At 35.8% G+C, this 26389-nt stretch carries 32 protein-coding genes and 3 tRNA genes; 19 read left to right on the top strand and 16 right to left on the bottom strand.

From position 1 onward, the window contains the following. Positions 1–80: 80 nt before the first annotated feature. From FW780_RS14560 to FW780_RS14545, 4 genes are read left to right on the top strand one after another with little or no spacing between them, the layout of a single operon-like run. Positions 81–305 carry a uroporphyrinogen decarboxylase gene (locus FW780_RS14560; RefSeq protein ID WP_142717441.1) on the top strand — a complete coding sequence of 75 codons (225 nt, stop codon included), beginning with the start codon at positions 81–83 and terminating at the stop codon, positions 303–305. Next, positions 305–1402, top strand: a complete 1098-nt coding sequence (locus tag FW780_RS14555; protein WP_149834233.1) for a glycosyltransferase — start codon at positions 305–307, stop codon at positions 1400–1402. Before FW780_RS14560 ends, FW780_RS14555 begins: the two co-directional genes overlap by 1 nt. 45 nt (positions 1403–1447) lie before the next feature. After that, positions 1448–1867, top strand: coding sequence for a SufE family protein (locus tag FW780_RS14550; protein WP_047375924.1), 420 nt, complete (start codon positions 1448–1450; stop codon positions 1865–1867). 50 nt (positions 1868–1917) lie between these two features. Then, positions 1918–2841 carry a glycosyltransferase family 9 protein gene (locus FW780_RS14545; protein ID WP_149834383.1) on the top strand — a complete coding sequence of 308 codons (924 nt, stop codon included), beginning with the start codon at positions 1918–1920 and terminating at the stop codon, positions 2839–2841. Here the strand turns inward: FW780_RS14545 and FW780_RS14540 are convergent. The 5 genes from FW780_RS14540 to FW780_RS14520 all read right to left on the bottom strand — a co-directional run bounded on the left by FW780_RS14540 (position 2831) and on the right by FW780_RS14520 (position 5646). Beyond that, positions 2831–3952 carry a glycosyltransferase family protein gene (locus tag FW780_RS14540; RefSeq protein WP_149834232.1) on the bottom strand — a complete coding sequence of 374 codons (1122 nt, stop codon included), beginning with the start codon at positions 3950–3952 and terminating at the stop codon, positions 2831–2833. The two genes, FW780_RS14545 and FW780_RS14540, sit on opposite strands and share 11 nt — an antisense overlap. A 116-nt stretch (positions 3953–4068) precedes the next feature. Next, positions 4069–4143 (bottom strand) — tRNA-Val (locus FW780_RS14535). Between the two features lie 33 nt (positions 4144–4176). Further along, positions 4177–4251 (bottom strand) — tRNA-Val (locus tag FW780_RS14530). 33 nt (positions 4252–4284) lie between these two features. Then, positions 4285–4359, bottom strand: a tRNA-Val gene (locus tag FW780_RS14525). Between the two features lie 42 nt (positions 4360–4401). Beyond that, a complete protein-coding gene (locus tag FW780_RS14520) occupies positions 4402–5646 on the bottom strand; it encodes a bifunctional folylpolyglutamate synthase/dihydrofolate synthase (RefSeq protein ID WP_149834231.1) in 1245 nt (414 codons plus the stop codon). 185 nt (positions 5647–5831) lie between these two features. On the opposite strand from FW780_RS14520, the gene FW780_RS14515 reads away from it, so the two are divergent. Genes FW780_RS14515 through FW780_RS14495 form a run of 5 tightly spaced genes read left to right on the top strand, consistent with a single transcriptional unit; the run spans position 5832 to position 10031 of the window. Next, positions 5832–7154, top strand: coding sequence for a TolC family protein (locus FW780_RS14515; protein ID WP_149834230.1), 1323 nt, complete (start codon positions 5832–5834; stop codon positions 7152–7154). A gap of 1 nt (position 7155) precedes the next feature. Then, the gene (locus FW780_RS14510; RefSeq protein WP_149834229.1) at positions 7156–7749 is read left to right on the top strand and encodes a SprT-like domain-containing protein; all 594 of its coding nucleotides are present in this window, start codon (positions 7156–7158) and stop codon (positions 7747–7749) included. 2 nt (positions 7750–7751) lie between these two features. Then, positions 7752–8834 carry a mannose-1-phosphate guanylyltransferase gene (locus FW780_RS14505; RefSeq protein ID WP_228408576.1) on the top strand — a complete coding sequence of 361 codons (1083 nt, stop codon included), beginning with the start codon at positions 7752–7754 and terminating at the stop codon, positions 8832–8834. A 32-nt stretch (positions 8835–8866) separates the two neighbouring features. Beyond that, positions 8867–9529 (top strand): hypothetical protein, encoded by a 663-nt coding sequence (locus FW780_RS14500; protein ID WP_149834228.1) that lies wholly within the window; start codon positions 8867–8869, stop codon positions 9527–9529. Beyond that, on the top strand, positions 9498–10031 hold the full coding sequence (locus FW780_RS14495) for a GNAT family N-acetyltransferase (RefSeq protein ID WP_149834227.1): 534 nt from the start codon (positions 9498–9500) through the stop codon (positions 10029–10031). Before FW780_RS14500 ends, FW780_RS14495 begins: the two co-directional genes overlap by 32 nt. 63 nt (positions 10032–10094) lie before the next feature. On the opposite strand, the gene bcp is transcribed toward FW780_RS14495, so the two are convergent. Further along, positions 10095–10544 carry a thioredoxin-dependent thiol peroxidase gene (gene bcp / locus FW780_RS14490; protein ID WP_149834226.1) on the bottom strand — a complete coding sequence of 150 codons (450 nt, stop codon included), beginning with the start codon at positions 10542–10544 and terminating at the stop codon, positions 10095–10097. A 33-nt stretch (positions 10545–10577) separates the two neighbouring features. On the opposite strand from bcp, the gene nth reads away from it, so the two are divergent. The 6 genes from nth (at position 10578) to FW780_RS22440 (ending at position 15281) form a co-directional block, all read left to right on the top strand. Next, positions 10578–11198, top strand: coding sequence for an endonuclease III (gene nth / locus FW780_RS14485; protein ID WP_149834225.1), 621 nt, complete (start codon positions 10578–10580; stop codon positions 11196–11198). Positions 11199–11504: 306 nt separating this feature from the next. Continuing rightward, the gene (locus tag FW780_RS14480) at positions 11505–12284 is read left to right on the top strand and encodes a GLPGLI family protein (RefSeq protein ID WP_149834224.1); all 780 of its coding nucleotides are present in this window, start codon (positions 11505–11507) and stop codon (positions 12282–12284) included. Between the two features lie 23 nt (positions 12285–12307). Continuing rightward, on the top strand, positions 12308–13924 hold the full coding sequence (locus FW780_RS14475) for a vitamin K epoxide reductase family protein (RefSeq protein ID WP_149834223.1): 1617 nt from the start codon (positions 12308–12310) through the stop codon (positions 13922–13924). Between the two features lie 75 nt (positions 13925–13999). Next, entirely contained in the window at positions 14000–14182 is a 183-nt protein-coding gene (locus tag FW780_RS14470; RefSeq protein ID WP_077413271.1) for a TIGR04149 family rSAM-modified RiPP, read from the top strand. Positions 14183–14246: 64 nt separating this feature from the next. Then, on the top strand, positions 14247–15077 hold the full coding sequence (locus tag FW780_RS14465) for a DUF6625 family protein (RefSeq protein ID WP_149834222.1): 831 nt from the start codon (positions 14247–14249) through the stop codon (positions 15075–15077). Between the two features lie 27 nt (positions 15078–15104). Further along, on the top strand, positions 15105–15281 hold the full coding sequence (locus FW780_RS22440) for a hypothetical protein (protein ID WP_167510721.1): 177 nt from the start codon (positions 15105–15107) through the stop codon (positions 15279–15281). A 34-nt stretch (positions 15282–15315) separates the two neighbouring features. Here the strand turns inward: FW780_RS22440 and FW780_RS14460 are convergent, their stop codons facing one another. The 5 genes from FW780_RS14460 to FW780_RS14440 are packed head-to-tail and all read right to left on the bottom strand — an operon-like array spanning position 15316 to position 19461. Beyond that, positions 15316–15951 (bottom strand): glycosyl transferase, encoded by a 636-nt coding sequence (locus FW780_RS14460; RefSeq protein WP_206669034.1) that lies wholly within the window; start codon positions 15949–15951, stop codon positions 15316–15318. 40 nt (positions 15952–15991) lie between these two features. Then, positions 15992–16594: a hypothetical protein gene (locus FW780_RS14455; RefSeq protein ID WP_149834220.1), complete on the bottom strand. Its 603-nt coding sequence runs from the start codon at positions 16592–16594 to the stop codon at positions 15992–15994. A gap of 52 nt (positions 16595–16646) precedes the next feature. Beyond that, on the bottom strand, positions 16647–17093 hold the full coding sequence (locus tag FW780_RS14450) for a DinB family protein (RefSeq protein ID WP_149834219.1): 447 nt from the start codon (positions 17091–17093) through the stop codon (positions 16647–16649). A 1-nt stretch (position 17094) separates the two neighbouring features. Then, on the bottom strand, positions 17095–17658 hold the full coding sequence (locus FW780_RS14445) for a hypothetical protein (protein ID WP_149834218.1): 564 nt from the start codon (positions 17656–17658) through the stop codon (positions 17095–17097). 6 nt (positions 17659–17664) lie between these two features. Further along, entirely contained in the window at positions 17665–19461 is a 1797-nt protein-coding gene (locus FW780_RS14440; RefSeq protein WP_149834217.1) for a DUF885 domain-containing protein, read from the bottom strand. Positions 19462–19630: 169 nt separating this feature from the next. Between FW780_RS14440 and FW780_RS14435 the strand changes: the two genes are divergently transcribed. The 4 genes from FW780_RS14435 to FW780_RS14420 all read left to right on the top strand — a co-directional run bounded on the left by FW780_RS14435 (position 19631) and on the right by FW780_RS14420 (position 22295). Next, complete coding sequence (locus tag FW780_RS14435) at positions 19631–20092, top strand: hypothetical protein (RefSeq protein WP_149834216.1); 462 nt, start codon at positions 19631–19633, stop codon at positions 20090–20092. Between the two features lie 170 nt (positions 20093–20262). Then, positions 20263–20967, top strand: coding sequence for a MotA/TolQ/ExbB proton channel family protein (locus tag FW780_RS14430; protein ID WP_047422081.1), 705 nt, complete (start codon positions 20263–20265; stop codon positions 20965–20967). A 9-nt stretch (positions 20968–20976) separates the two neighbouring features. Further along, positions 20977–21375 (top strand): ExbD/TolR family protein, encoded by a 399-nt coding sequence (locus tag FW780_RS14425; protein WP_149834215.1) that lies wholly within the window; start codon positions 20977–20979, stop codon positions 21373–21375. 35 nt (positions 21376–21410) lie between these two features. After that, a complete protein-coding gene (locus FW780_RS14420; protein ID WP_149834214.1) occupies positions 21411–22295 on the top strand; it encodes an energy transducer TonB in 885 nt (294 codons plus the stop codon). 14 nt (positions 22296–22309) lie between these two features. Here FW780_RS14420 and FW780_RS14415 read toward each other — a convergent pair whose 3' ends face one another. The 5 genes from FW780_RS14415 to accD all read right to left on the bottom strand — a co-directional run bounded on the left by FW780_RS14415 (position 22310) and on the right by accD (position 26311). Next, entirely contained in the window at positions 22310–22702 is a 393-nt protein-coding gene (locus FW780_RS14415) for a hypothetical protein (protein WP_106917843.1), read from the bottom strand. Between the two features lie 69 nt (positions 22703–22771). After that, the gene (locus FW780_RS14410; RefSeq protein WP_149834213.1) at positions 22772–23137 is read right to left on the bottom strand and encodes a four helix bundle protein; all 366 of its coding nucleotides are present in this window, start codon (positions 23135–23137) and stop codon (positions 22772–22774) included. A 54-nt stretch (positions 23138–23191) separates the two neighbouring features. Continuing rightward, positions 23192–24595: a nucleoside recognition domain-containing protein gene (locus FW780_RS14405; RefSeq protein ID WP_149834212.1), complete on the bottom strand. Its 1404-nt coding sequence runs from the start codon at positions 24593–24595 to the stop codon at positions 23192–23194. Positions 24596–24892: 297 nt separating this feature from the next. Next, positions 24893–25402, bottom strand: a complete 510-nt coding sequence (locus FW780_RS14400; protein WP_149834211.1) for a DUF6973 domain-containing protein — start codon at positions 25400–25402, stop codon at positions 24893–24895. Positions 25403–25456: 54 nt separating this feature from the next. Continuing rightward, the gene (gene accD / locus FW780_RS14395) at positions 25457–26311 is read right to left on the bottom strand and encodes an acetyl-CoA carboxylase, carboxyltransferase subunit beta (protein WP_047095043.1); all 855 of its coding nucleotides are present in this window, start codon (positions 26309–26311) and stop codon (positions 25457–25459) included. Between the last annotated feature and the right edge of the window lie 78 nt (positions 26312–26389).

The following is a 26389-nucleotide window of genomic DNA, read 5'->3' as shown; positions in this document are numbered from 1 at the left end:
ATCAATTAATGACTTTATGGCAGAAAAAATTTTATTATCTTATTGAAAATGATTAAGTTTGTTATCCTTAAATTTTCCCCATGAATACTGAAATTACCACCTACGTCGGCTATTCTGCATCTCTTTTTATTGTATTGAGTTTCATACTGAAAGATGTAAGAAAAATTAGAGTAGTCAACATGATCGGCTGTATTTGTTTTGTCATTTATGGTATCTTCAATGGAATGCTTTGGCCGGTTATCATTCCAAACGGGCTCATTTGTTTCATTCAGATCTATTATTTAATATTAGACAAGAAAAATTAATGAAGAAAAAAATACTAGTATCTGCCTTTAGCAGTTTGTATACCGATCAGCGAATAGAAAAGGTGTGCAAAACCCTTTTTGACAACGGATATCCCATTGAACTGATCGGAAACGACTGGGAAGGAAATGAGAAAATGGAACGCCCTTATCCTTTTTCAAGAATAAAACTGACGTCAAAAAGTTTAAAGACAGCTTATTTTGAGTTCAACTGGAAATTATACCATGAACTTAAGAAAAAAGCGGACAAAGATACTATCCTCCATGCCAATGATATTGATGCACTTCTGCCAAATTATCTCATTGCCAAGAAATTTAACATTCCATTAGTCTTTGACAGTCATGAAATTTTCACGGAAATGCCGTCGGTACAAAACCGTTTCTCACAGAAATTCTGGAGGGTGCTGGAAAGAAAGCTGGTTCCTCGTGTGAAATTTATGATGACAGAAAGTGAAAGCTATGCCGAATGGTTTCACGAAAAATATAATGTCAATCCGGTAGTTGTCAGAAATATTCCGAGAAAAATTCTTTCAGCCCCTGAAATTCCTGAAAATCATCCTAAAATTATTCTGTATCAGGGAGCGATCAACCAATCCAGAGGAATTGAAAAAATGATTGTTGCTATGCATCATATTAAAGATGCGGTTCTGAAAATCGCAGGTGACGGACCGAAGAAAAAAATATATGAAGAACTCGTCATTCAGGAAAAACTGCAGGACAAAGTTTTTTTCCTTGGTAAACTGAAACCGGAAAATCTCAGAGAAATAACAAAAACAGCAGATGTAGGATTCAGCCTCGAAGAGAATAATGGAGTAAGTTATTATTATTCACTTCCCAATAAAGTTTGTGATTATATCCAGTCCAGAGTACCACTTGTAATGATTAATTTCCCGGAAATGCAGCGTATAAAAAATCAGTTCAATGTAGGGGAGATCATTACAGATCATCAGCCTGAAACGATTGAAAAAGCAATTAATCTGGTTCTTGAAAGAGGAAGACTCTATTATCAGAGTGAACTTAACAAAGCTGCAGATGTATTTTGCTGGGAGAACGAAGAAACAAAAATTCTTCAGCTTTTTGAAAAAGCATCCCGGCTATAAAATTTTACAAAATTGGTTATCTTTGCAAAAGAAATTTGATTAAAAATGACCATTAAAGAAAAACAGCAGGAAATAATAGATGAATTCGCTTTTCTTGACGATTGGGAACAAAAGTACGAGTACATCATTGATCTTGGGAAAGAATTGAAAGGCTTGCCGGAAGAAAGAAAAACAGAAGAAAATCTGATTAAAGGCTGCCAGAGTAAAGTTTGGATTGATGCTGAATTTAAAGATGGTAAACTTTTCTTTAATGCAGATTCTGACGGTATTTTACCCAAAGGAATCGTTTCTCTTTTAGTAAGTATTTATAGTGGACATTCCACTCAGGAAATTTTAGATTCTGATTTCGATTTTATTGCAGAAATAGGACTACAGGAATTTCTTTCACCTTCAAGAGCCAACGGATTGATGGCCATGACGAAGCAGATCAAGTTTTATGCAGTTGCCTATCAACTGAAATCATAGCCGTGACAAAAATTTTAGCATATCGTTTTTCCGCATTCGGAGATGTTGCGATGACTGTTCCTGTTTTCAGAGAATTTCTGGAGCAGAACCCCGGTGTGGAAATTATTATGGTGTCCAGAAAGAATTTTGAAGCGCTGTTTGCGGGAGTTCCCAATGTGACTTTTAAAGGGATTGATCTTGATGATTATAAAGGACTCTTTGGCTTAAGGAAACTGAGCAATGAGCTGATCCGGGAATTTAATCCGGACTGTATTGCCAATCTTCACGACGTAATCCGGACCAAGGTTTTAGACAGAATATATAGAAGAAAAGGACTTAAAGTTTTCAAAATAGATAAGGGTAAAGAGGAGAAAGAACATCTTACAGATGTATGGAACCTTGAGAAAGTGCAGCTGAAGAAAACAGTAGAACGTTATGCCGATGTATTCCGTAAAATGGGATTCAGAATTGAGCTTTCACATCAGCTAAGGCCAACTTCGGAGCATCAGTCTGGGATTGGTTTTGCCCCTTTTGCTCAACATAAAGGCAAGATGCTTCCTCTGGAAAAATCCTATGAACTGGTCAGAATTCTGGCTCAGAAACATACGGTGTATTTCTTTGGTGGAGGTAAAAAAGAAACGGAAACCCTTGAAAGATGGGAGAGTGAGATTCCTAATACAAAAAATCTTGCCGGAAAATTAAACCTTACAGAAGAACTCAACCAAATTGCCGGGCTGGAACTGATGATTTCTATGGATTCTGCAAATATGCACCTGGCAAGTCTTGTAGGAACAAGATGTATTTCTATCTGGGGAGCTACTCATCCTTATGCCGGATTTTTAGGATTCGGGCAGAGTGAAGAAGATGTTGTTCAGGTAAAAGATCTTACCTGCAGACCGTGTTCTGTTTTTGGAGATAAAGAATGCTACAGAGGAGACTGGGCTTGTCTTGAGGAATTCAATATTCAGAAGGTCGTAGACAGAGTTAATTTTTAAAAATAATCTTTACCATCTCTTCGGCTTTGGCATGATCCGAATGTGTTTTTTCTAATATTTCCTTTCTCTTTTCAGAATCATTATAGTCTTTTTCTGCTGAGGTGATAATCTGTTGGCGAATTTCGGCCATATCAGCCCCATACAGGCATAAACTCTTCAAAACCGGATCGTCTGTAATATTTCCGTTAATAATAACAAAACGACTATTATAAAGAGTGTTGAAAAGCTTCACTTTGGTTCCTGAATTCTGGTAAGAAAGCAGAATGTTGGCATGGGCATCTTCCAGAAGATTGTGGAGTTTTTCTGTTGTTTGAATAGGAGTGAGGGTAATATTTTGAATCGCTGAAATTCTTCTTTTAATGTCTTCACTGGCACGGTCGGAGGCAACAACAAGCTTATACTGTGGAAGCGTTTTAAATAAATCAATAGTCTCAATCAGAGCTTTTTTGTTGTCAGCTGTGGTAAGGTCTCCATGAAAAAGAAAATAATTCCCTTTTTTATCCAGTTGCTTTACCAATTGATTGCCATGGAAAATAGGGATTAACCGTGCGTTTTTTGAATAAATTTCTACTTCATTGTATTCTTTTCCAGACAGGCAGAATACAGCATCAAACCTTTTTAAAAGTTTTTTCTCGTATCCTTTATGTTTTAAGGATTCAATTCTGTAAACAATTTTTTTAAAGATATTTTTTTCTGATAACGAAAGACCTTTATAATACTCTGTTTCGTTATTGTGATGACGAAGGTAGAGTTGATGCCCTTTACCCTTTAAAAGTTTTGAAATATATGTTGTCTGTAAGCCCTCAAATAATATAGGAGCTTTGATCTTTTCCAGGTTTTTAAGAAGGGTTTCAGAGTCCCTTATGGCTGCTGCAAAAGGTATTCCTGAGAAATAGAGGAGTGGGTTCTTTTTCTTTTCATAAAAAAAGATATTTTCTGTGCTTTCCTCAACTTCCGGATCAACCGTTGCAGGAATTTTGTCTACAAAACAATGAAGATGAATCTTTATTCCCAAATCAGATAAAGCCCTGATCTTATAATACACATCAATGATCCCGCCATAAGAAGGAGGATAAGGATAGTTGAATGATATGATATGGAGTTCCTTCACGTCAGGCAGATTCAAGTGCAGGCAAAGGTAAATAAATATTAAGAAAAAGAGGAGGTAAGCTTTATATTGCTTAGGGATAAAATAAAAAAATCTCCCAATTTCTTGAGAGATTTCTGTGGGTCCTGAGGGATTCGAACCCCCGACCCTCTGGGTGTAAACCAGATGCTCTGAACCAACTGAGCTAAGAACCCGAATTTTTTTGAAAGGTTTCGTTTCCTTTTCTGTGGGTCCTGAGGGATTCGAACCCCCGACCCTCTGGGTGTAAACCAGATGCTCTGAACCAACTGAGCTAAGAACCCGAATTTTTTTGAAAGGTTTCGTTTCCTTTTCTGTGGGTCCTGAGGGATTCGAACCCCCGACCCTCTGGGTGTAAACCAGATGCTCTGAACCAACTGAGCTAAGAACCCTCTAGACTTGTTCTCTTGTTTAGAGTGGTGCAAATATACGACTTATTCTTTAATCTCCAAATTTTTTTCTAAAAAATCTCCCACTACAAAGTTGCTTCCGCCAATAAAAATCATTTCTTCATTTGTACATCGTTCTTTTGCAGCGAGATACGCTTCCTGTACAGAATCAAAAATTTTATAAAAAATTTTCGCCTCCTCAAGCAGATTTTCATAATCTTCCGGATGTCTTCCCCTGTTGATGGATGGTTTTGAAAAATAGAACTCAGAATTTTCAGGAAGTAATTTCATCACATCATCTATTTTTTTGTCATTGACAAACCCCAAAATGACATGCTTGTGCCTGTCAATTGAATTTAATTGCGAAAAAACATACTCCAAACCTGCCTGGTTGTGTCCTGTATCACAAATTGTAAGTGGATTTTTTGAAAATTCAAACCAACGGCCAATGAATCCTGTGTTGTGATGAACATGGAGCAGTCCGTTTCTCAAGGCTTCGTCAGAAATATTTATTTCCAGTTTTCTTAGCTCTTCTATCGCAGCCAATACCACTCTGATGTTTTTTTTCTGATAATTTCCCTTCAAATCAGATTCAAGATTTGTATTAATAAGAGTGGCATCTATAAACGGTGCATTTTCTTTAATGGCTTTCTCTCGGATGATATTTTTAACTGCTTCACTCTCGTCGCCGGAAATAACAGGAATGTTGTGTTTAATAATTCCCGCTTTCTCAGTGGCTATTTCTTCAATAGTATCTCCTAATATATTCTGGTGATCCAATTGAACATTCGTAATAGCGGAGATCAGGGGTTTAATAATATTTGTAGAATCCAGTCTTCCTCCCAATCCCACTTCAATAATGGCAAAATCTACCTGTTGCTGATAAAAATATTCAAAAGCCATGATAGTGGTAAATTCAAAGAAAGAGGGACGGATATCTTCCGGAAGTGTTCTTAATTTTTGAATAAACTCAAAGACAAATTCCTTATTACAGTTTTTCCCGTTAACCTTGATACGTTCGGTAAAGTCTATCAGGTGTGGAGAATTGTACAATCCGGTTTTATAACCAGCTTCCTGGAGAACAGATGCCAGCATATTGCTTGAAGAACCTTTTCCATTGGTCCCGCCAATATGGATACATTTGATTTTATCTTGAGGATTTCCAAAGAAAGCACAAAGCTTTGTAATATTATCAAGCCCGGGTTTATAAGCCTTCTGTCCATCTATCTGATAATTGGGCATCTGTACGAAAAGCCAGTCGATAGCTTCCTGATATTGTTCATTTGTCATGGTGCAAAATTCCCAAAAGTTTTCTTAAAAAAAAATATAATTTTTCAATCTGTAACTTTTTTATATTTAATTCGTCTAATATTGAAAAATCTTAATATGAAGTCGCTGTGATTTACAAGTTACAATACTGATGAAGATGACACGATTCCATATGACCATTAAAAACAAATAAACATCTACATAATATGAAAAAAGTTTGGATCATCGTTTTTGGATTAGGTTATCTGGGTTTAAGCGCTCAGAAGAAATGGTCCTTAAAAGAATGTGTAAGCTATGCAGTGGAGCATAATCTTCAGGTTATCCAAAATCAGTATAACAAACAAAACCAGGAATACAATCTTAAAGCAGCTCAAAAAGAATATTTGCCTTCAGTAACAGGGAGTATGACGACTGGGGTGAGTTTCGGGCAAGGATCATTAGGAGCCGGAAGCTTTAGAAATGATAGATTCAATAACAGTGTTGGTCTGGGAGCCGATATCTTGCTTTATAATAATGGAAGATTAGAGAAGAATGTACGAAAAGCTCAGTTTGATGTAGAAGCAAGTCAATACGACATTGAAACCATTAAAAATGATATTTCTCTTCAGATTGCTCAACAATATCTAACCACTTTGTTGAATAAAGAGATTGTTAAAATCTCTCAGAGTGCTGTGGGAAATGCTCAGAAACAGTTTGACAGAGCTAAAATTACAACTCAGGTTGGAACCACTGCACAGACGGTTTTAGCTGAGGCTGAAGCGGCACTAGCAAGAGAGAAACAAAACCTTAAAACCGCAGAAGTAAATGTTGGACGTGCTTTGTTTGCCATCGCTCAGCTTTTACAACTGTCAGATTATAAAGGTTTTGATGTGGAAGATGTAAATATTTCAGAAAATCTTGATTTACAGCTTGCTAATGTAGATGAAGTGCTTGCAACGGCTTATGAGATACAACCTCAGATAAAAGCAGCGGAAAGCCGTATAAGATCTGCCGAAGCACAAACTGAGGTAAGCAAAACAGCATTCTGGCCTACATTAACGGCGAGTGCTGGTCTTAACACTTTCTATAACAGGCAGTTTGATCCTATACCGGGTACTGTGCAGGGAACTTTTTTTGAACAATATAAAGATCAGTTTGGGCAAAATGTAGGATTGTCCCTTAATATCCCTATCTTCAATAAAGGAAAAACAAAATTACAGGTAGAGCAGTCCAAGGTTAACGAAAGTCTTGCTAAAAATACACTGGAGCAGCAGAAACAGACCGTAAGACAGAATGTACAGAAAGCTCAGTTTGATGCAGACGCCAATTATGAAAATTACCTGGCAGCTGTAGAGGCCGAGAAAAGTTCCAAGCTGGCTCTTGATTTTGCGGACAAAAGTTATGCTGCAGGAAGAACAACCATTTATGATGTCAATGTCGCAAGAAATAATTATGCAAATGCACAGGGATCAGTAGCGCAGGCGAAATATAATTATCTTTTTAGTCTTAAACTATTGAACTTCTATGCAGGAATTCCACTAAGTTTGTAAAATGCCAATTCAATCATTAGAAAAATATTTACCTAAAAACAATACTCTTAAATATTTAAGAATCTGGTTTTCAGATTACTATATACATATAAAGGTTACTAGAAACAGAAATTCAAAGCTGGGAGATTACAGAAAGCTTCCGGATAATTCCCATGAAATTACGGTAAACTCTACACTTACCCCACAGCTTTTTTTCTTTGTACTGACCCATGAACTTGCACACCTGATTGCGTTTGAAAAATATGGACGAAAAATCTCTCCTCATGGCAGTGAATGGAAAGAAACCTTCAGAAATATGCTCCTTGAAAGCCTTGAAATTTATGATGAAGAGCTAAAGCCAATCATTATAAAATTTTCAAAATCTCCCAAAGCAAACTTCATGGCCAGCCCTGATCTGGTAAGGTATTTTCATACTGAGAAACAAGATGATACTCTTCATTTTATCGAAGAACTTCAGAAGGGTGAGTTTTTTATATACCGCAACGAAAAGTATTTATTAGAAGGTCTAGTTAAAAAAAACTATCTTTGTAAGAACCTGGCTACTGGAAGGAAGTATTCTTTCAAGCCATTAGCTAGGGTAGAAAAATGTAGCTAAGAATGTTAAAATCAGATAGATACTGTGTTATAATGGCGGGAGGAATCGGGAGCCGGTTCTGGCCAATGAGTACGCAGAAATTTCCAAAACAGTTTCAGGATATTTTAGGTACCGGGCGTACTATGATTCAGCAGACCTATGACAGAATCAGCAAGGTAATTCCTAAAGAGCAAATATTCGTGATCACGAATAAAGAGTATGTGGCTCTTTCCCATCAGCAGCTTCCGGAGATTCCTGAAGAAAATATTGTGGGTGAACCACTTATGAAGAATACGGCTGCATGTAACCTGTATATGGCCAACAAGATTGCTGAGATTAATCCGGATGCAACAATGATTGTGCTTCCGGCAGATCACCTGATCCTTAAAGAGGACGTGTTTTTGGAAAAAGTGGAGCTGGCATTTGAGGTGGCTTCAAAACATGATTATCTGGTAACATTAGGGATTACTCCAACAAGACCTGATACGGGCTATGGTTACATTCAATTTGTAGAAAAGAAGGGTTCTGACTATTTTAAGGTTAAAACATTCACAGAAAAACCTATCCTTGAAATTGCCCAAAGTTTCTTAGAAAGTGGTGATTTCCTTTGGAATGCAGGTATTTTTATATGGAACGTAAAAAGTATTCACCATGCTTTTGATCTTTATCTTCCTGAGATGATGCAGCATTTTATGGCTTGCGAATACAACTCAGAAAAGGAAAACAGCTGTATTGAAACCATTTATCCAAAAGTTCAGAAAATCTCTATCGATAATGGGATTTTAGAAAAAGCAAAGAATGTATATGTTATTCCATCAGATTTAGGATGGAGTGATTTGGGAACATGGACCTCTGTATACGAAAATACAGAAAAGGATAAAGATGGAAATGCTGTGAAATTAAAGCATTTACTTTCCTATAATTCAAAAGGAAACATTATCCGTTTAAGAAATAATAACAAGGCAGTAATTATTGACGGTCTTGAAAACTACATTGTTGTAGATACCGATAAAGCACTTCTTATCTGTCCGAGGGATAACGATCAGCTTATAAAAGACTATGTCCTAGACTTAAAGAACTTTAAGAAAGGGGATAAGTTTATGTAATATTTGGTATATTTTCTGCTGATTTTTAAATTATGATTAAAGCTGCAACCCGAATTACAATTCTTATATTTTTACTTTTGGGAGTCTTAGGATTTTCTCAGGAGAAGAAAAAATTTTCAAGCATTCCGAATATTTTACAACAGTTGAACCCAAGTAATAGGGTAGACTCATGGATATTGGTATACAACAGCTACGGAAAAGGTCAGGAAATAAAGATTTCGGGTAAGGTGGATTATGTCCCTCAGTTCTCTGGATTCAATCTTTTTCCTAACGAAGACAGCTTTTATTATATTGCTTATTCAGAAGGAGGTAAAGTAAATTACGTTACTGATGTTGAAGGCCTTAAAAAATTTGTAGATCGGATTGATAATGCCCAGGAAGCGGCTGTAGTGCTGGCTGCTGAAGGCTACATGGTAGATGAAGAGTTCAAGGATCTTGCAGGCAACTATCATGAAGACAAATCGAATTATTATCTTGATCTTGGAAAATTGACCTCAAAGGAGTGTCCTTACCAAAAAACACATTATACGGTAACTGTAAATAAATCTACAGGAGCTGTAAGCAACGTGAAGGACAATGGAACCTATATTGAGCTTTACAATAAAAAGTGTACTAATAACCCGAGACTTTTAAAAATCGAAAAAAAAGAAGAACCAAAGAAAGATGAGCCCAAAAAAACACCCAAGCGCAGATAATACTTATGAGACAGAGCGGTTAATACTTCGCCCAATGTCCCGTGAAGACAGAGACTTCGTTTTTGAACTTTATAACAGACCAAAATTTATTCAACATATCGGCAACCGTAATGTTAATAGTATTGAGGATGCTGAAAACTATATCCTGAACAGATTTGCTCCACAGATTGAAAGACTTGGATTTGGGAACTATCTTTTAGTAACTAAAGAAGGAAATGAAAAAGTAGGAGCAGTGGGAATCTTTGAAAGAGAAGGGCTTGATATTGTAGATATCGGATATTCTCTACTGGAAGAGTTTGAAGGCAAAGGATACGCTTTTGAAGCAGCTCAGAAGGTCAAATCTATTGGGATGGATGAGTTTGGACTATCAAAAATATCAGCCATTATTTCAAAAGATAATGTTTCTTCTCAGAAGCTGATCGAAAAATTGGGGCTAAGGTTTAAAAAATATGTAACTCTTCCCGGAGAAACTGAAGAATTGAACTATTACGAAACTGAATAAATAATATAAAAAGCTTTCACAAATCGCTGTGAAAGCTTTTTTAATATTGTTGTTCAAAAAAAATTATCCTTCCAGAATCTGCTCCGCTGCAGTCTTTGAAGTCACTTTTTCAATCACTCTTGTACAAATGCCATTTTCATCAAAAATAAAAGTGGTTCTTACAATTCCCATATAGGTTTTCCCAAACGTTTTTTTCTCCTGCCATACCCCGAATTTTTCAATGATATTACGGTTTTCATCCGCAATAAGATCATAAGGAAAAGCAAATTTACTGTGAAAATTCTTCTGCTTTTTTACAGAATCACCGCTTATTCCCAATAATTGGAATCCCGCCTTTTTAAGCTTAGTATGGTTATCACTCAGATTACAGGCTTCTACGGTGCAGGTTGGTGTATTTGCCTGCGGATAGAAGAAAACCACTAGTTTTTTTCCGATTAATTTTGATGAGGTTATTGTTTCTCCATCTTGGTTGAGTTCTTCAAATTCAGGTAATTTATCTCCAACTTTCAGCATAATGATTTAATTTTGTTCAAATTTAAGGGTTACATGACAAAAAAACAAAGAGCTGAGCTGGTTCAGACAGAACTGGAAAAATTATATCCTACAACACCTATTCCGTTAGACCACACGGATCCCTATACATTGATGGTTGCCGTAGCACTTTCTGCACAAACCACAGATAAAAAGGTAAATCAGGTTACACCCGACCTTTTTGCAGTAGCGGGAACGCCACAAAGAATGGCTAAGCTAGAAGAATTTGAAATCAAAGAGCTAATCAAAGAAATAGGATTATCTAATACGAAAGCCAAAAACCTGAAAAAAATGGCTGAACTTCTATTGGAAAGGCATAACGGTATTGTACCACAGACTTATGAAGAATTGGAAGCCCTTCCGGGAGTAGGACACAAAACGGCGTCAGTAGTAATGAGTCAAGGTTTTGGATTTCCCGCTTTTCCTGTGGATACACACATTCATCGTCTGATGACACAATGGAAACTTACCTCAGGAAAAAATGTTGTAGAAACAGAACGTGACGCCAAAAACTTATTTCCTGAAGAAGTATGGAATAAACTTCATCTTCAGATCATTTTTTATGGAAGAGAATATTCTCCGGCAAGAGGAAAAGGGGAGAAAGATTTTATTACGAAAATGATGTTTGAAAAATAACTTTTAACATTATTTAAGATTTTTGCAACTGTTTTTAGTTGACAATCGGGTCATATAAACACCATTTAGTGGTGTTTTTTTTTATTCCATAATTTAGTTTTTGCTGTTTTTTTTCACCGATAAAGGATATTTGTAAATTTCTTTAAAAAATACCTTTTTTTGCAGAAAAAAGGTTATCTATTTGATTTATAATATCATTTAGAGACAATAATGTTGTTTTCAAAATTTTCTTTGCTGTAAATAACTTCAGAAGCATTGTATTTCCACAAAAAGAGATATATTTGGCTCAGTACCATGAAGACCTAAATGAAAAAAGTTAATCTTTTCGTTTTTTTTATAGTTTTATTTTCCTGTGCCTGTACTGGGCAGGTTCATCGTTTTTATTATGAACTTACTTATAAACCTTCTACAAAAAATAAAACCCTTAAGAAAGATCTTTTCTATCTGGATAGTCTTGAGAGAGGATCCGTCTTCATGCGAAAGGAAAAATGCGAGTCGGACTCTCTATTGGCCGCACAGGTTTATTTGCCCATTTTATCATTGGAAACCATGAACTTTAAAGTGGTGAAAGATCTTAAAAATCCATCGGTTACTGTAAAAGATGATTTGTTCATAGGGACTATTTCTTATAAAGAGTCGGCTGACATTCAATGGAAACTTTCATCAGAGAACAGAATCATAGGAACACTTCAGACACAAAAGGCAGAGACAGACTATGGAGGAAGACATTGGATAGCCTGGTTTACTCAGGAGATTCCCGTCTTTGATGGTCCTTATATTTTTATGGGACTTCCAGGGCTTATTGTAGAACTAAGCGACACGAATAATGAATATCACTGGAAATTCATAGGAAGTAAAAAAAATGTACGGGACAAATTGTTCACCGAATCAATAATGGATGAGGCTGTGATGTCAAAAGAAGCCTACATTAAAAATAAAACCAGCTTTATCAAAGATCCACTGCCTGTTCTGATGCAAAGTATGTCTGATGTCTCTAAAAATGAGGAGATTATGAGTAAAATGAATCGTCAGGCAGAATCAATAAAAAAATATTACAGGGATAATGATAATACTATAGAGAAATAGTATAAATAACTCAAACTATAACCATGGAACTAAGAAAAGAAATTAATGCAGTTTTTTTATATCTGAAATCAATTGATATAAAGATTGATAAGAATGATTATATCTATCAGGTAGAATCTCATCCGGAAACGCCAAGTCTATTGGCTTTCAGTGATGCTCTTGGCTTTTTTGGTATTCCAAATGGGGCTTTTACAATTGGTTTTGAAGATTTTGATCATTTACCAGAAACTTTTCTTACCATATTAGATGTAGGAAACAGGCATTTGATTTTATCCTATATTGAAAAAAAGGGACAAAGTATTTTATATACTGATCAGGAAGGAATCCAAAAAAATATTCTCCTTTCTGAAATACAAAGTTTATGGACAGGAGCAGTACTGGCTGCTGAAAACAATGGGGAGGTTACAAAATCAACAAATTCTTTTTATAACAAACTGTTACCAGCATTTATTTTTTGTGCAGTATTGATGATATTGTATTTTATCGGGGGGTGGTTTTTAAGTGGTTTTGGGGCTATTATCCTGGTGGGTTTACTCTTATCTTTTGAAGCTATAAAGACAGAGTTAGGGCTGGAGTCAGGTTTTTCTGCACAATTTTGTGATGGTAGTGAGAAATCAAGTTGCAGCCAGATCATCAATTCTGAAAAAGGGAAGATTGCAGGGTTCAAATTAAGTGATCTAAGTGTTTTTCTTTTTGGAACCCAACTTTTTTCACTGCTTGTTTTCAATCAGGAGCTTATCAACAACTATTATTTTCTGATTGCCGTTTCTTTGCTGGCATGTATTCCGTTTACATTGTATTCTGTTTATTTTCAAATGAAAGTAGAAAAGAAGTGGTGCCCAATATGTTTAAGTATTATTGGGGTAATCTATACGCAGCTTGTTTATCTGGCATTTAATACGACAGGAATTCTAAATAACATGCATCTTGATCTTTCAATAGTTTTGATTTTGACTGCGGTAGTAATTGCATTTGCAGGAACGTATTTTTTAATTAAAAAAGCCTTAATAAACTACGGGAAATTAAAGAAAGACGCAGAATTTGACTCAAGATACATAAGACATTATCCTTATTTCAAAAATATTCTGACAAGTACAGAACCTCTTGTTTTAAAAGCTGAGCCTATCTTACTGGGGAATCCAAATGCTCCTGTATCCATTACTTTTATTACAAGTCCTTTATGTGGATACTGTAGAGAAGCGCATGATTTTTTGCAGAGAGTTTACCATCAATATAAAAATAAAGTCAATATAAAAATCAGGTTTAATATGACAGGAGTTGTAACAGCAGAAGTAGAAGAAATGCTGATTCAATTACTGAACATATATCAAACAAAAGGAGAACAGAAATTTATTGAGGCTCTTCATGATTGGTATAGCCACCGAGATGCAGGCAAATGGCTGAAAAAATATAGTGCTACCCTGGAAAACAGAACATTTTTATTGAATAAACTGGTTTCTGTCTCTTATGAGAATTTACAAAACAATCTGTTTTTTACGCCACATTATTTTATTAATGATTATGAGTATCCCGTAAGGCTGAATAAAAAATACATGGAAGTATTTATGCCGGATCTTATTGAAGATGAATGGAATGAGCAGTTTGATTCTGTGGAAGAAATGGAAATTCAATATAACTAAAAGAAATTATTATAATAATTATAAAAGAGGAAGCTGAAAATCTAAAGAGTAGGCAAACAATTAAAACAAATTTCTATGAAAAAATTACAAAAGTTGAGCTTAAATGCTATGAAAAACGAAATGAGCAGAAACGAAATGAGAGTAATCAAAGCAGGTTCAGGAGGTGAGCCAGGAACTTGTAACTGTAACTCACAGTACTGCTATATGAATAGTATGAGAGCTGTATGTGGTGGAGGATGGCCGGCAAAATGCTGCTAGTCAAACTAAATAACTTTTATTTTTCTGTAATTGCAATTCTGCAATTACAGAATTTTTTTAACCTATGAAGACATCAAGTTTAGTTTTAATTACCTGTTGGTATGGTAAATACCCATGGTATATGCCCTATTATCTGCATTCTTGTGCTTTTAATCCAAGTGTAGATTTTATCATTATTACGGATAATACCGAACCGGTAAAAAATGTTCCTGACAATGTTAAAATAATTTATAAAAGCCTGGATGATATCATTGATGAAACCTCAAATAAGCTCGGGTTTACAATTAATATTGATTATCCTTATAAATTGTGCGATTTTAAGCCGGCTTATGGCTTCATGTTCCCTGAATTGATAGAAGGCTATGACTTCTGGGGACACTGCGATCTTGATCTTATTTATGGAGATATAAGAGCTTTTTTTTCCAATGAATTTCTTGACAACTACGATTATATCAGTGTAAGAGATGATTATACTACCGGCTGTTTTGGACTGTACAGAAATAACGAGCTATTGAATACATTTTTCAAAAGAAGTAAAGATTATAAAAAAGTGTTTTCTATGCCGGATCATTTCTGTTTTGATGAATGCAACTTTGTCTGGGATGATCTTGCAGAAGGAATACCTATTTTTGAGATTGAAACTGAGATTGAAAGCTTTACCCATATCATGAAAAATGCCGAAAGAGACGGAATTATCAGAACCCATTTTGATTTTATTCTGATGGAAGGCTACACAGGAAGAGTAAAATTTGATAACGGAAAAATTATTTATAAAAATAAATATGAAGCCATTATGTTTCACATGTTCTGGCTTAAAAAAGTATACAACCCCGAAAAAGTACCTTCAAAAATCCCGAATATTTACAATGTAAGCCCAACCAGAATATATTGGTAATTAAATAATATAATAAAAAATAACACCATGAAAAAATTACAAAAAATGAGCATGAATGTTATGAAAAATAACATGAGCAGAAACGAAATGAGAGTTATTAAGGCTGGTTCTGGCCCAACTTCATGTAACTGCAATGCAGTGATGTGTCTAAGCAACGGAAGTATGACAGCTTATTGCGGACCTTCAGGAGTAATCTGTTGCTAAACATTTTATGCAAGGATATAAAAAAGAGAGAACCCTATATAGTTCTCTCTTTTTTATTAGCTAAAACAAATTGTTTGTATTTTTTCTGATAGAGCTGAAGGGTAATATCTGCAGTTTTAAAATAATGCTCAATATTTCCACTGATATTATTTTCTGCTGTAATGTCAGAATACCCAAAATCTTTCTGAACAGAAACAAAAGGATATAAAACCATTTTATGAGCTGTAAGCTGTGATAAAAAGTTATCTGCAGTATCTTCCGGGCCAAAATCAGCATTGAGAATTTGATCAAAAAAACGGCTGTATATCACCATGAATTGGGTACACCAGAAATGATTGATCCAAAATCTGTTTTCCGTAATAGGGACAACAAATCTAAAACCCCCTCCAATTCCTCCGGATAAGATATCGGCTCCCTGCTCATTAGATTCTATGATGTTTTCTATAAATGAATCCCTGTTATAATGTTCTGTAAAAACATGATCATCTTCTACAATGATAATGACATCATCCTCATTTTGAATAGCAATGTTTACTGTTTTTTTAATGCTTTCCCATAATCCTATATTTCCTTTCTCATGTACGCAGGCTTCTACTATGTGGCAATCAAATTCAGGTCTTCCACTAAATTCTTTTACAACGCTTTCCCTTCGATCCTCCCTGTGTTTCATATTAATAATATAAGTTGGGATCATTATATCTGAAAATTGATTATGACTCATAACTATAGTATTTTTTTATTTGAGAAAGCTCCTCCAGGAGATCTTCTGGATTTTCATTAAGGTTTTGAAAATCAATAGTATTTTCAAAGGAGTTTGTGTCTCCATCATTTTTATATAGAGAAATGAATGGATGCATAAGAAAAACATCTTCAAGATTTGATGATAGAAATACATCAAGAGGAATTTCATCATTACAATCATTTTGTAAGAAAAGAGGAAACGTTTTATTGAAAATAATAAAAAATTGGGCTCCTTTAAACCCATCAATCCAAAAAATATGATCTGTAACCTCAATAACTTTTTCAAAGCCTAAAACACCTCCAAGCAGTACATTGCCATCCAGTTTTTTTACTTTATTGATACAATTCTGAATATACTCATCCGTGTAATCTGGGCTGAAATGGTGCAGAGCAGTAGAAATGATAACAAAGTCTTCTTCATGATTTCTTTTAATCACATTTTGCAACGCAATTAAGAAGCTTTGCTGCTTATCGAGCAAAATAAATTCACTTTCAAAATGCCTTTCTTCATATTGTTTAAAATCGATGGGTGGTTTTTCTGGATGAGAAGAGAAAACAAAAATTTTCTTCATGATATAATTGGGTTTCGGGAGTTAATTAGTTTTGTAAAAATAAGGAATGACATTAAATGTCCAATAACCTTCTGTGATAATTGATCTGCCCCAAATGATAATCAAGATGAGCTATCAGATGAATCAGAAAGTAATCTGTAGTCATTGTACTTTCAAAAACAACCAACGGATATTCTTTTTTCAGGTCATCATCAGATAATTGAGAAAGAACAGTATCAATCATTGTTGCAGTGGCTTCTACTTTTTCGATAAGTTCGGTTCTTGGGATGTCTTTTAAGGAAAACTCCAGGTCGCGGTGTCTTACATATCCTGTGTTTCCAAGATGTGTTCCAATAAAATGGTTGAGGTTTCCAACCAAATGAAGGACAAGGTTACCTGCAGAATTGGCAATGTTTTTATCAATTTTCCAAAGATTTTCTTCATTTTGATAGGCTTCTATCTCTGATTTTAGTTTGTTTAAATCTCTGTTGTAAAGAGATTTCAGGCTTTCTGTGATCATATCAATTTTGTTGTATTGTCGTTTTAAAATATCCTCTGAAGTGTTTATAAACCAAGCTATCAATCTTGCATTTATAATCTATGAAGCCATAAATGCTGTCATTTTTGTTAAATCTGTTGGTGTTTAGAATGAGTTTCTGTTCTGAAACTTTTGATTTTATGTATTTTTTTTCACCTTTTAAAGTTTTAGGATCAATATCTTTTATATAAAATTGATTGTTGAAAACTTTTACCAAAACACCATTTCCAAAATATCCATTATTATTGTTTAGCAGAATATTTAAAGTATCATTCTGATATTGGGCCTTACATTTATAGTCATCAAACAGAAATGATCCTTTAAGAAGTCCATCATAATAAAATGCTTTCTGAATAATAAAAGCTGTTCTTGTTTTACTTTCAACAATTTCACTTTTATACAATTTCAGTTCAGGATACTTTGACAAAAGCTGAATGGTATCATGAGCAGGTAAGCTTTTATCAACAATGAAATTCTCAAAATGTGGCTCCTTTTGACAGCTAAAAGCAACCAATAAAATACCGATAAAAAATAAAAATAGTTTCATAAGAAACTATTTTTGTTTTTGAGCCCAAAGCTCCATTTTTCTGTTCAGAACATCCAAAGGAAGGCATCCCTGGCTTAATACTTCATCATGGAAGCTTGCCAGATTGAATTTGTTTCCAAGTTCTTTCTGATACTTTTCTCTCAGTTCACGGATTCTTAAAGATCCTATTTTGTAGCCTAAGGCTTGTCCCGGCATAGCCATGTATCTTTCTACTTCTGCAGTGGCAGATCCTTCATCATAAGAAATATTGCTTAAGAAATATTTAATGGCTTCTTCTCTTGACATTTTTCCGGTGTGAAGTCCTGTATCCACTACAAGTCGTACAGCTCTCAGCATCTGGTCACTCAGATACCCCATTTTCTGATAAGGATCAGTATATAAACCGAATTCAGGACCTAGTGTTTCACAATAATGTGCCCATCCTTCACCATACGCTCCGAACCATCCGAATCTCATAAATTTAGGAAGTTTTGTATTTTCCTGCTGAAGAGAGACCTGATAATGGTGTCCTGGAATAGCTTCATGAAGGAAAAGAGATTCCATTCCTGAAGTAACATTGAATTTCGTAGGGTCAGGCAGAGGAACATAAAATATACCCGCTCTTTTCCCGTCAGGTGTTCCCGGGATATATTCTGCACTGGCACTTGCCTCTCTGAATTTTTCCGTCTGTCTGATTTCAAACTTTGTTTTCGGGGTTACGTTAAACATCGTTTTCAGTTTCGGAGTAATCTTCGTCAGAATACCGTTGAAGGCATTTAAAACTTCTTTAGAGGTTTTATAAGGCATTGCCTTTGGATCTGTTTTCACAAAGGTGATAAACTCCTCCAGACTTCCGGTAAAACCTACCTGTTGCTTTACTTTTTCCATTTCGGCACGAAGCATAGCTACCTGCTGTTGGCCAATTTTATTGATCTCTTCAGGAGATTTCTTAGTAGTTGTCCAGCTTTTTACATAATAGCTGTAAATTTCATTACCATTGGGAAGGCTGTTGTATCCGTCTGTATCTCTCGCTTTTGGAAGGTAATCTTTTTCTAAAAACACTCCCATTTTAGTATAAGCCGGAATGATTTTTTTAGTGATAGCCTCTTTATAAAGTGCTGAAAATTTATCTTTCTGATCCTGAGTGAAGCTTTTCGGGAAATTTCTGATCGGTCCGTAGAAAATATTCTTTTCCATATCAGAAGTTGTGATTTCCTCAGCTTTCATCTGGGGAATCATTTTGGCAACCAGTTTTTTAGGAAGTACTACCTTATTGTTGATCCCCTCACGGAAGTTATCTGCTGCGGCATCCATCCATTCCGGGAATTTTTCCATTCTTTTCAGCCAGTCGCTGTAATCCTTTTCAGTTTTGAAAGGCTGGCTGCCCTGTCCGCTCCCATACAGCGGAAAAGTAAGCGGAAGACCACCGAATTGAGTGAAAGGAATATATTCCGGATGATAGGCATAGGCCTCAATTTTATCTTTTAAAGTATAATCCAGCACATCATACACTACCTTATCTTCATCAGAAAGGTTTTTGTAATCTACATGCTCCAGCTGTTTCTGTACAGAATTATAGAAAGCGATTTCTCCTGAGATAAAATCTTTATCAATATTGATAGGAAGCTGGTCATTATATCTTGTATCTCCCTGAGATGTTGCATCTAAAGGGTATAGCTTGAGATATTGCTCATAATAGTTGGAAGCAATAGAATCCAGGTTGCTGGGTGTCACTTTGGTAAGGGGAGAGTCCGATTTTTTGCATGAAGCAAGCCCAATCATCAATCCTAATCCAAGAATACCTTTTGATAAAATGTTTTTCATTTTCAGAATCTTTATGAAAACAAAAGTAAGTATTATTGGGATATTCAGACTTATGGTGTGCATTGATTTTAAAAAATTATTTTCAAAATCCTTTCAACATTGAATCAATTTTTTATCTTTGTCTAAAACGTTTAACAATCATATTATTACAGTTCTTTTTTAAGAAAAAATGAAAGGGATTTTAAAAATTTACCATCCGGAGGAGACGCTAAAATACAATATCAGAAATACTTATTGTAAGGCAGTTTACAGCAACCAACAACATTTTTTAGAGGTTGAAGTTATTACGGATGACAGTTTGGATCACGTAGATGATGATTCATTACAATACAACTTTCCGCAGCTTTCACTTGAAGTTTTTGATTTTCCTATAGAATCGGCGGAAATAGAAGGAAAAACTATCACAATCAATGACTCTGATGAAGAAACCTACACAGAGGTAGATCTTTTCGATGACGAAGAGGCCTATATCTATGACAATGAGCTTCTTTTCGAAAAAAATGAGGAAGGAGAGCTTCAGGTGATTTGGAAGGGTACCATTGATGATTTCTATACCGGATCAGATACACCGATTCCTTTTAGATTAAAATGCGAATTCAGTCAAGATGATATTGAGGTAGACGAGGATTAACGATCGTCTTCATCTTTTAATACCGAATTTCTTTTCAAAATTATTTTTGGAAAGAAATTGCTATTGGTAAATCATAACAAATTTTAAGTTGTTTTTAAGCAATTTTTAAGAGTTCAATTCATAATATTCTACTACATTTGTCGTTGAAAATTTAATAAAATTCACATTTAATGCTGTTAACGGAACTTTCTCAGATTTTATTTGCACAAATCGCTACCCCTGCAGTTGCTGCAGACAACTTAGAGTTCTCATTCTGGAAAATTATGTTCCATGGAGGAGCGTTCGCTAAAATAGTGATGGTCACGGTATTGCTGTTGGGAATATTTTCTCTGTATCTTTTTTTTGAAAGATTTTTCTTTATCAAAAGGCTTACTTCAAAAACGGATTCCAACTTCATGAACAATATTGAAGACTTTATTAAAGCTGGAAAAATAGAGGCTGCAACAGATTATTGCAAAACACAGAATTCTCCGGAAGGAAGAATTTTAGAAAAAGGAATTTCAAGATTAGGACGTCCTGTTTCTGATATCGTAAGTGCTATGGAAGCGCAGGCGCAGGTAGAGGTTGCCAATATGGAGAAAAACCTGAATCTTTTGGCTGTAGTGCCGAGTATTGCACCGATGTTAGGGCTTTTGGGTACGGTAATCGGGATGATTATTGCTTTCTTTAATTTATCCCATGCCACAGGATCTTTCTCTCCGAAAACACTTTCAGAAGGTATTTATACCGCTTTGGGACAGACCGCCGTAGGTTTGGCAGTAGCAATTCCTGCAAACTTCTGCTATAATATCCTTTTAACAAGGATTGATAAATTTGTACTGAAGGCTCAGAATATGTCAGGAGAATTTTTAGACCTTATCAACAAACCTTTATAAATTCTTAAGATGAAAATTCAGAGAAGAAATAAAGCAAACCCGGAATTCAGTTTAGCAGCGATGACAGACGTTATCCTGTTAATGCTGATTTTCTTTATGATCACATCTTCTGCTGCCAATCAGAGTGCTATTGATGTGAATCTGCCGAAAGCCGGAGCTGTTGATGATAATATACCCAACCCTGTGACAGTGAGCATCAAGCCGGACGGGTCATTCTTTGTAGATGATAATCCTGTCAATAAAGGGGAGCTGGAGAAGATTATTGTAGATAAATTATCCGGTCAGACGAATAAATCATTCACAATCAGAGCTGATGAAAACACACTGCATAAAGATGTTGTTTTTGTGATGGAAATTGCTGAAAAATATAAGTTTAACATTGCAATTGCAACAGTTAAAGATAAATAACAAATCCGGATTTCCGGAAAGAATTACCTGTTAAGATGAGAAGCTATACAGCAAACAGAAACGAAGAAAATAAAGATAGGATAAAGAGCGCCCTGCTTTCTATTCTTATCTGGGCTGCTATTTTGCTTTTTGTTTTTTTGTATAAACTAAAACCTGAACTGGACAAAGATCCTGAAGTGGTTACTACTATGTTGGTGAACTTCGGAGATAATAGAAACGGAAATGGTATTGAAGAACCAGCTGAACAACCTGGAAGTCTTGCTGCAGCTACAGAAGAAGTGACGCCTGAACCCGCAGAAACACCTGTTCCGGAAACAAAAACCATTGTAAAACCCGAACCGGCACCTGAACCAAAGAAGGTTGAGGCCAAGGAGAAAGTGATCACAGGAAACAATTCAAAAGCAACTGTTCCTAAGAAAGAGGAATCAAAAAAAGCGGTAAAAAAAGAAGCAACGAGTACCAGCGCTTCTAAAAATACTAAGAAATCCGGAGCTGCAACAGCCAATTCAAAAACAGGAAATGGTGACGGAAAAGGAAATGCTGCTATTGGAAATCTGATCAAAGGAAGAGGAACAAAAGCAGGAAGCCAGGGAACAGGTGAGGGAATAGGGAATGCAGGCGATCCTTTAGGAGGAGACGGAAACGGAGACAGTAAAGTAGGAATCGACAGAAAGCTGGTGGGATATATTCCCGGAACAATGGGAAGAGGAGGCGCACAGCCATCTCACAGCTGTACAGCAAGCGGCTCAATTACCATTGCCTATACTGTAGATAAGGCAGGAAATGTAGTATCTGCAAGAAGATCAGGAGGTGTTTCAGATCCTTGTGTATCATCCACATCAGTAGCCTGGGTAAAGAAATATGTAAAAGCAGAGAAAGCCAATACTTCTTCTACCGGAACTTATAAAATTACATTCTAAAATACAAAAGCACTTTATTCAAGTGCTTTTTTTAATTCATTTATTCTGTTGATTATGGGAAGGGCAAAAATGCCGCTGGTCTGAAGATACAGTTCATAGAACGTCTTTGCTTTATCCTGAAAATCTTTGTTGTGATCATGTCTGCTGTTAAAGTAGAATAGATTTCCCAGCATCTCATAATAATCTTTGTGATCTCTTTCCTGCCTTTCATTGACAATGGCAATTATTTCTTCCTTGGTTTTAGAAGAAACTTCAGTGAAGCTCATCTTGAAAATATCCCTCATCAAAGTATCAAAATCCAGTTCTTTCTGCATTAAACTTTCTTCGGGTTTATCAAGAATAAGTTTTTCCAGTGCTTGGGTTAATTGGCGGATGAGTCTTAGGGTAAATTCTTTATCGGTAATCATAATAGGTAATTTTGTTGCTAGTTGCTAGTTGCTAGTTGCTAGTTGCTAGTTGCTAGTTGCTAGTTTGGGTTATGTGCGCCAGTTTAATTGGACGTATTTTATAAAGTTATTGATTTTTCCTCCTAGGAGCTTGTATTGTTCTGATTTTTCTTTAAAGTCTGAGCTTAAATCCGGATAGAGACGGTTGATTTTTGACAAGTGACAAACTGTTTCGTCACAACTTGCCTGAGAGTAGGTAAGGAATCTAATAAAGTCACCTTTGTAATTGTTTCTTCCATAACCTTCTGCAATATTGGTAACAACAGAATCGGCAGATCGCCTCAATTGACTGCCCAATTCATATAATTCATAATTGGGTAGTTTGAGTGAGAGTTTATGTGTTTCAATAAACAACTCAAAAGCAATATTATAAATGTCAAGTTTTTCGTAACTCATTAATATCTTTTTAGCGATTAAAGAAACTAGCAACTGCCAACCAGCAACTTTTCATTAAGCAAAGAACAGATAGGCCAGTGCAATTGCAGTAATAACCCCCACCAAATCGGCCAAAAGCATAGCAATTACCGTATATCTTGTATTCTTGACGGCTACAGCACCAAAATAGACTGCGATCACGTAAAACGTCGTATCTGAGCTTCCCTGAAGTACAGCAGCGAGTTTCCCCTGAAAGCTGTCAGCTCCGAATGTACTCATCGTGTCCACCATCATTCCTCTGGCTCCGGAACCGGATAAAGGCTTGATTAAGGCTGTCGGAAGTCCGTCTACAAATCTTGGATCCATATTAGCCACGTTAGCCACCCATTTCATTCCGTCAATGATAACATCAAAAACACCGGAAGTTCTTAATAATGAAATCGCAATCAGCATTCCAACCAGGTAAGGGATAATCTTAACACAGGTAGTAAATCCTTCTTTTGCTCCTTCAATAAAGGCATCAAAAACGTTGATTTTCTTGTAAACGGCTCCAAGCACAATAGCAAGGAATATGAAAAGAATTAAACCATTACTTAAGACTTTACTGAAGTCATCCAGTTCATCCTTACTCAACTGTACAAGGTATACAACTAATAAAGCAATAATGGCTGAAATTCCACCCACATAAGCGATTACTACCGGACGGAGAAGATTGATTTTCTGATATAAAGAAACGATAATCATTGCTGCTAAAGTTGCTGCAAAAGTTGCAATCATACATGGCAGGAAAATATCTGTAGGCGTTTTGGATCCCATTGATGCTCTGATGGCAATAATGGATACAGGAATCAAAGTCATACCTCCGGCATGGAGACACAGAAACATAATCTGTGAATTACTGGCGGTATCTTTATTAGGATTTAAAGTCTGAAGGCTTTCCATGGCTTTGAGTCCAAAAGGAGTCGCTGCGTTATCCAGCCCCAGAAGATTGGCACTGAAATTCATCAGCATATGCCCGAATGCGGGATGGTTTTTCGGAATCTCAGGGAAAAGTTTTGAGAAAAATGGCTGAATCAGACGGCTTAGAAGGTTGATACCTCCCGCTTTTTCTGCAATACTCATGAAACCCATAAATAAAGTCATGATCCCGATAAGACCAAGGCAGATCTTCACTGCAGTTTCTGAAGTTCCAATCACTCCGTCAGCTTCCTGAACACGATAAATGTTTACATTTTGTTTTAAAGAATCTGTTTTATAGTGAATTCTGCTGTCAGCAAAATCATTATTTTTCATCAGACTATCTCTTACCATAGGAGAGAGGCTGTTCATAGGCTGTGATGCAATCTTCACTGTATCGCCTCCTTTTCCTACTACCATATCATTGAAAATGGTTTTGTAATGATCTGACGAAATGTATTTTATACTGGCAATGGCAATGGCAATAATAATGAAAGCCGACCAAATTCTGCTGAGAACCATCTGATTGATTTAATTGTTTAAACTTATCAAAAATACTTTAAACCACAAAAATAACTAAAGTCTTTTGTTATTCCGGTATGAGGGCTAATGATGGTTTGCCAGCTTTATCCAATTTTAACGCAGTGTTTGCAAAGTTTCTAAATAATGGGAAAATGAGTTTTCTCGTTCGCAAAGGCGTTAGTACTTAGCAAAGAATTTCAATTAGTGAACATTGCTGAATGAAATGCCCTTGCGAACAAAAATATACATTAAGTTTTTAGATTTTCCTTGCGATCCCTTGCGATTAAAATAAAAGGATTACTCTTCCAGATAAACAAGATATCCTTCAAAATCATCATCAAGATTTTTAAGAACCTTAGCATCATTCATTTTTTTGACCAATGCGTCTACAAAAAAGCTTTTTTCAAAAAACTGGCGGTGAATGCCCGGTAAAATTTCCATGAAATAATCCATTCCGATTTTGTTATTATGGAGATCCATTTTGGTTTCCAAAGGCTCATTCGGGAATAGTTCTTCATGCATATCCGTTATTCTTTTGCAAAAATCAAGTGCCTTTTTAGGAGAAGAGATCTTACAGCAGTACATCATAATGAAACAGCACCACAGAGCGTGTCTGAAAGCATTTCCAATCCCATTATTGGAGGCTGTTTCAGGGAACTTTTTCTGTGCGATGGTAAAAGCTTTTACAGTGGCATGAAAGCTCAGCAAGGCAAAAAGAGGATGTGGAAGGATAAGTGATAAAAGACGTATAATCTTTTTAAAACTCATACTTCTGATGGTATTGAAAAATATCTTAAAAGTCCTCATAAATAAAAATCTCTCCCTAATTAGAGAGAGATTGTATTGTTTTTGTTACAGATACTATGCTTTTACAGCTAATAAATTAACTGTTTTTGCAACAGTATCCTGAATTTCAGTTCTTTTTACGATGAAATCTACAAATCCTTTTTCCTGTAAGAATTCTGATGTCTGGAATCCTTCCGGTAAATCTCTACCGATCGTCTCACGGATTACTCTTGGTCCTGCGAAACCGATCAATGCTCCCGGCTCTGCCATGATGATATCAGCGGTCATTGCGAAAGAAGCTGTGATTCCCCCGAATGTAGGGTCACAAAGATAAGCGATGTATAAAAGTCCTGCTTCAGAAAGCTGAGCCAGCTTAGCCTGAACTTTTGCCAACTGCATCAAAGAGTAAGTGGCTTCCTGCATTCTTGCTCCTCCGGACTGACAGATAATCATATACGGAAGTTTGTGCTTGATGCAGTAATCTACTGCTCTTCTGATCTTTTCTCCCATTACAGAACCCAAAGATCCACCGATGAAAGCAAAATCCATACAAGAAACTACCATTTCAGTTCCTTTTACAGTTCCTACAGCATTTCTGATAGAATCAGTAAGCTTGGTCTTTGCTTTTACTTCTTTCAGACGGTCTTTGTAAGGTTTTGTATCTTTGAAGTTTAAGATATCAATACTTTCAACATTGGCATCCAGTTCGGTAAATTTACCACCGTCAAAAAGGATGTCAAAAAATTCCGCACTTCCTATTCTTACATGAAATCCGTCTTCAGGAGAAACATAGTTATTTCTCTTTAGTTCATCATGTTCCACAACTTTTCCGGATGGAGTCTGATGCCACAGGCCTTTGGGAACGTCCTTTTTTTCATCAGTAGAAGTGGTAATGTTTTTTGCTTTTCTTTTAAACCAGTCGAATGCCATTTTTGCTTGTATTAATGTATAAATGTAAAATGTACCAATGTAAATGTATTTCTTATGAATACTTTTTACATCGGTACA

This window comes from Chryseobacterium sediminis (assembly GCF_008386505.1).
Lineage (GTDB): Bacteria > Bacteroidota > Bacteroidia > Flavobacteriales > Weeksellaceae > Chryseobacterium > Chryseobacterium sediminis.
The sequence above is the reverse complement of the archived record's forward strand: the minus strand, read 5'-3'. Positions and strand labels throughout refer to the sequence as shown.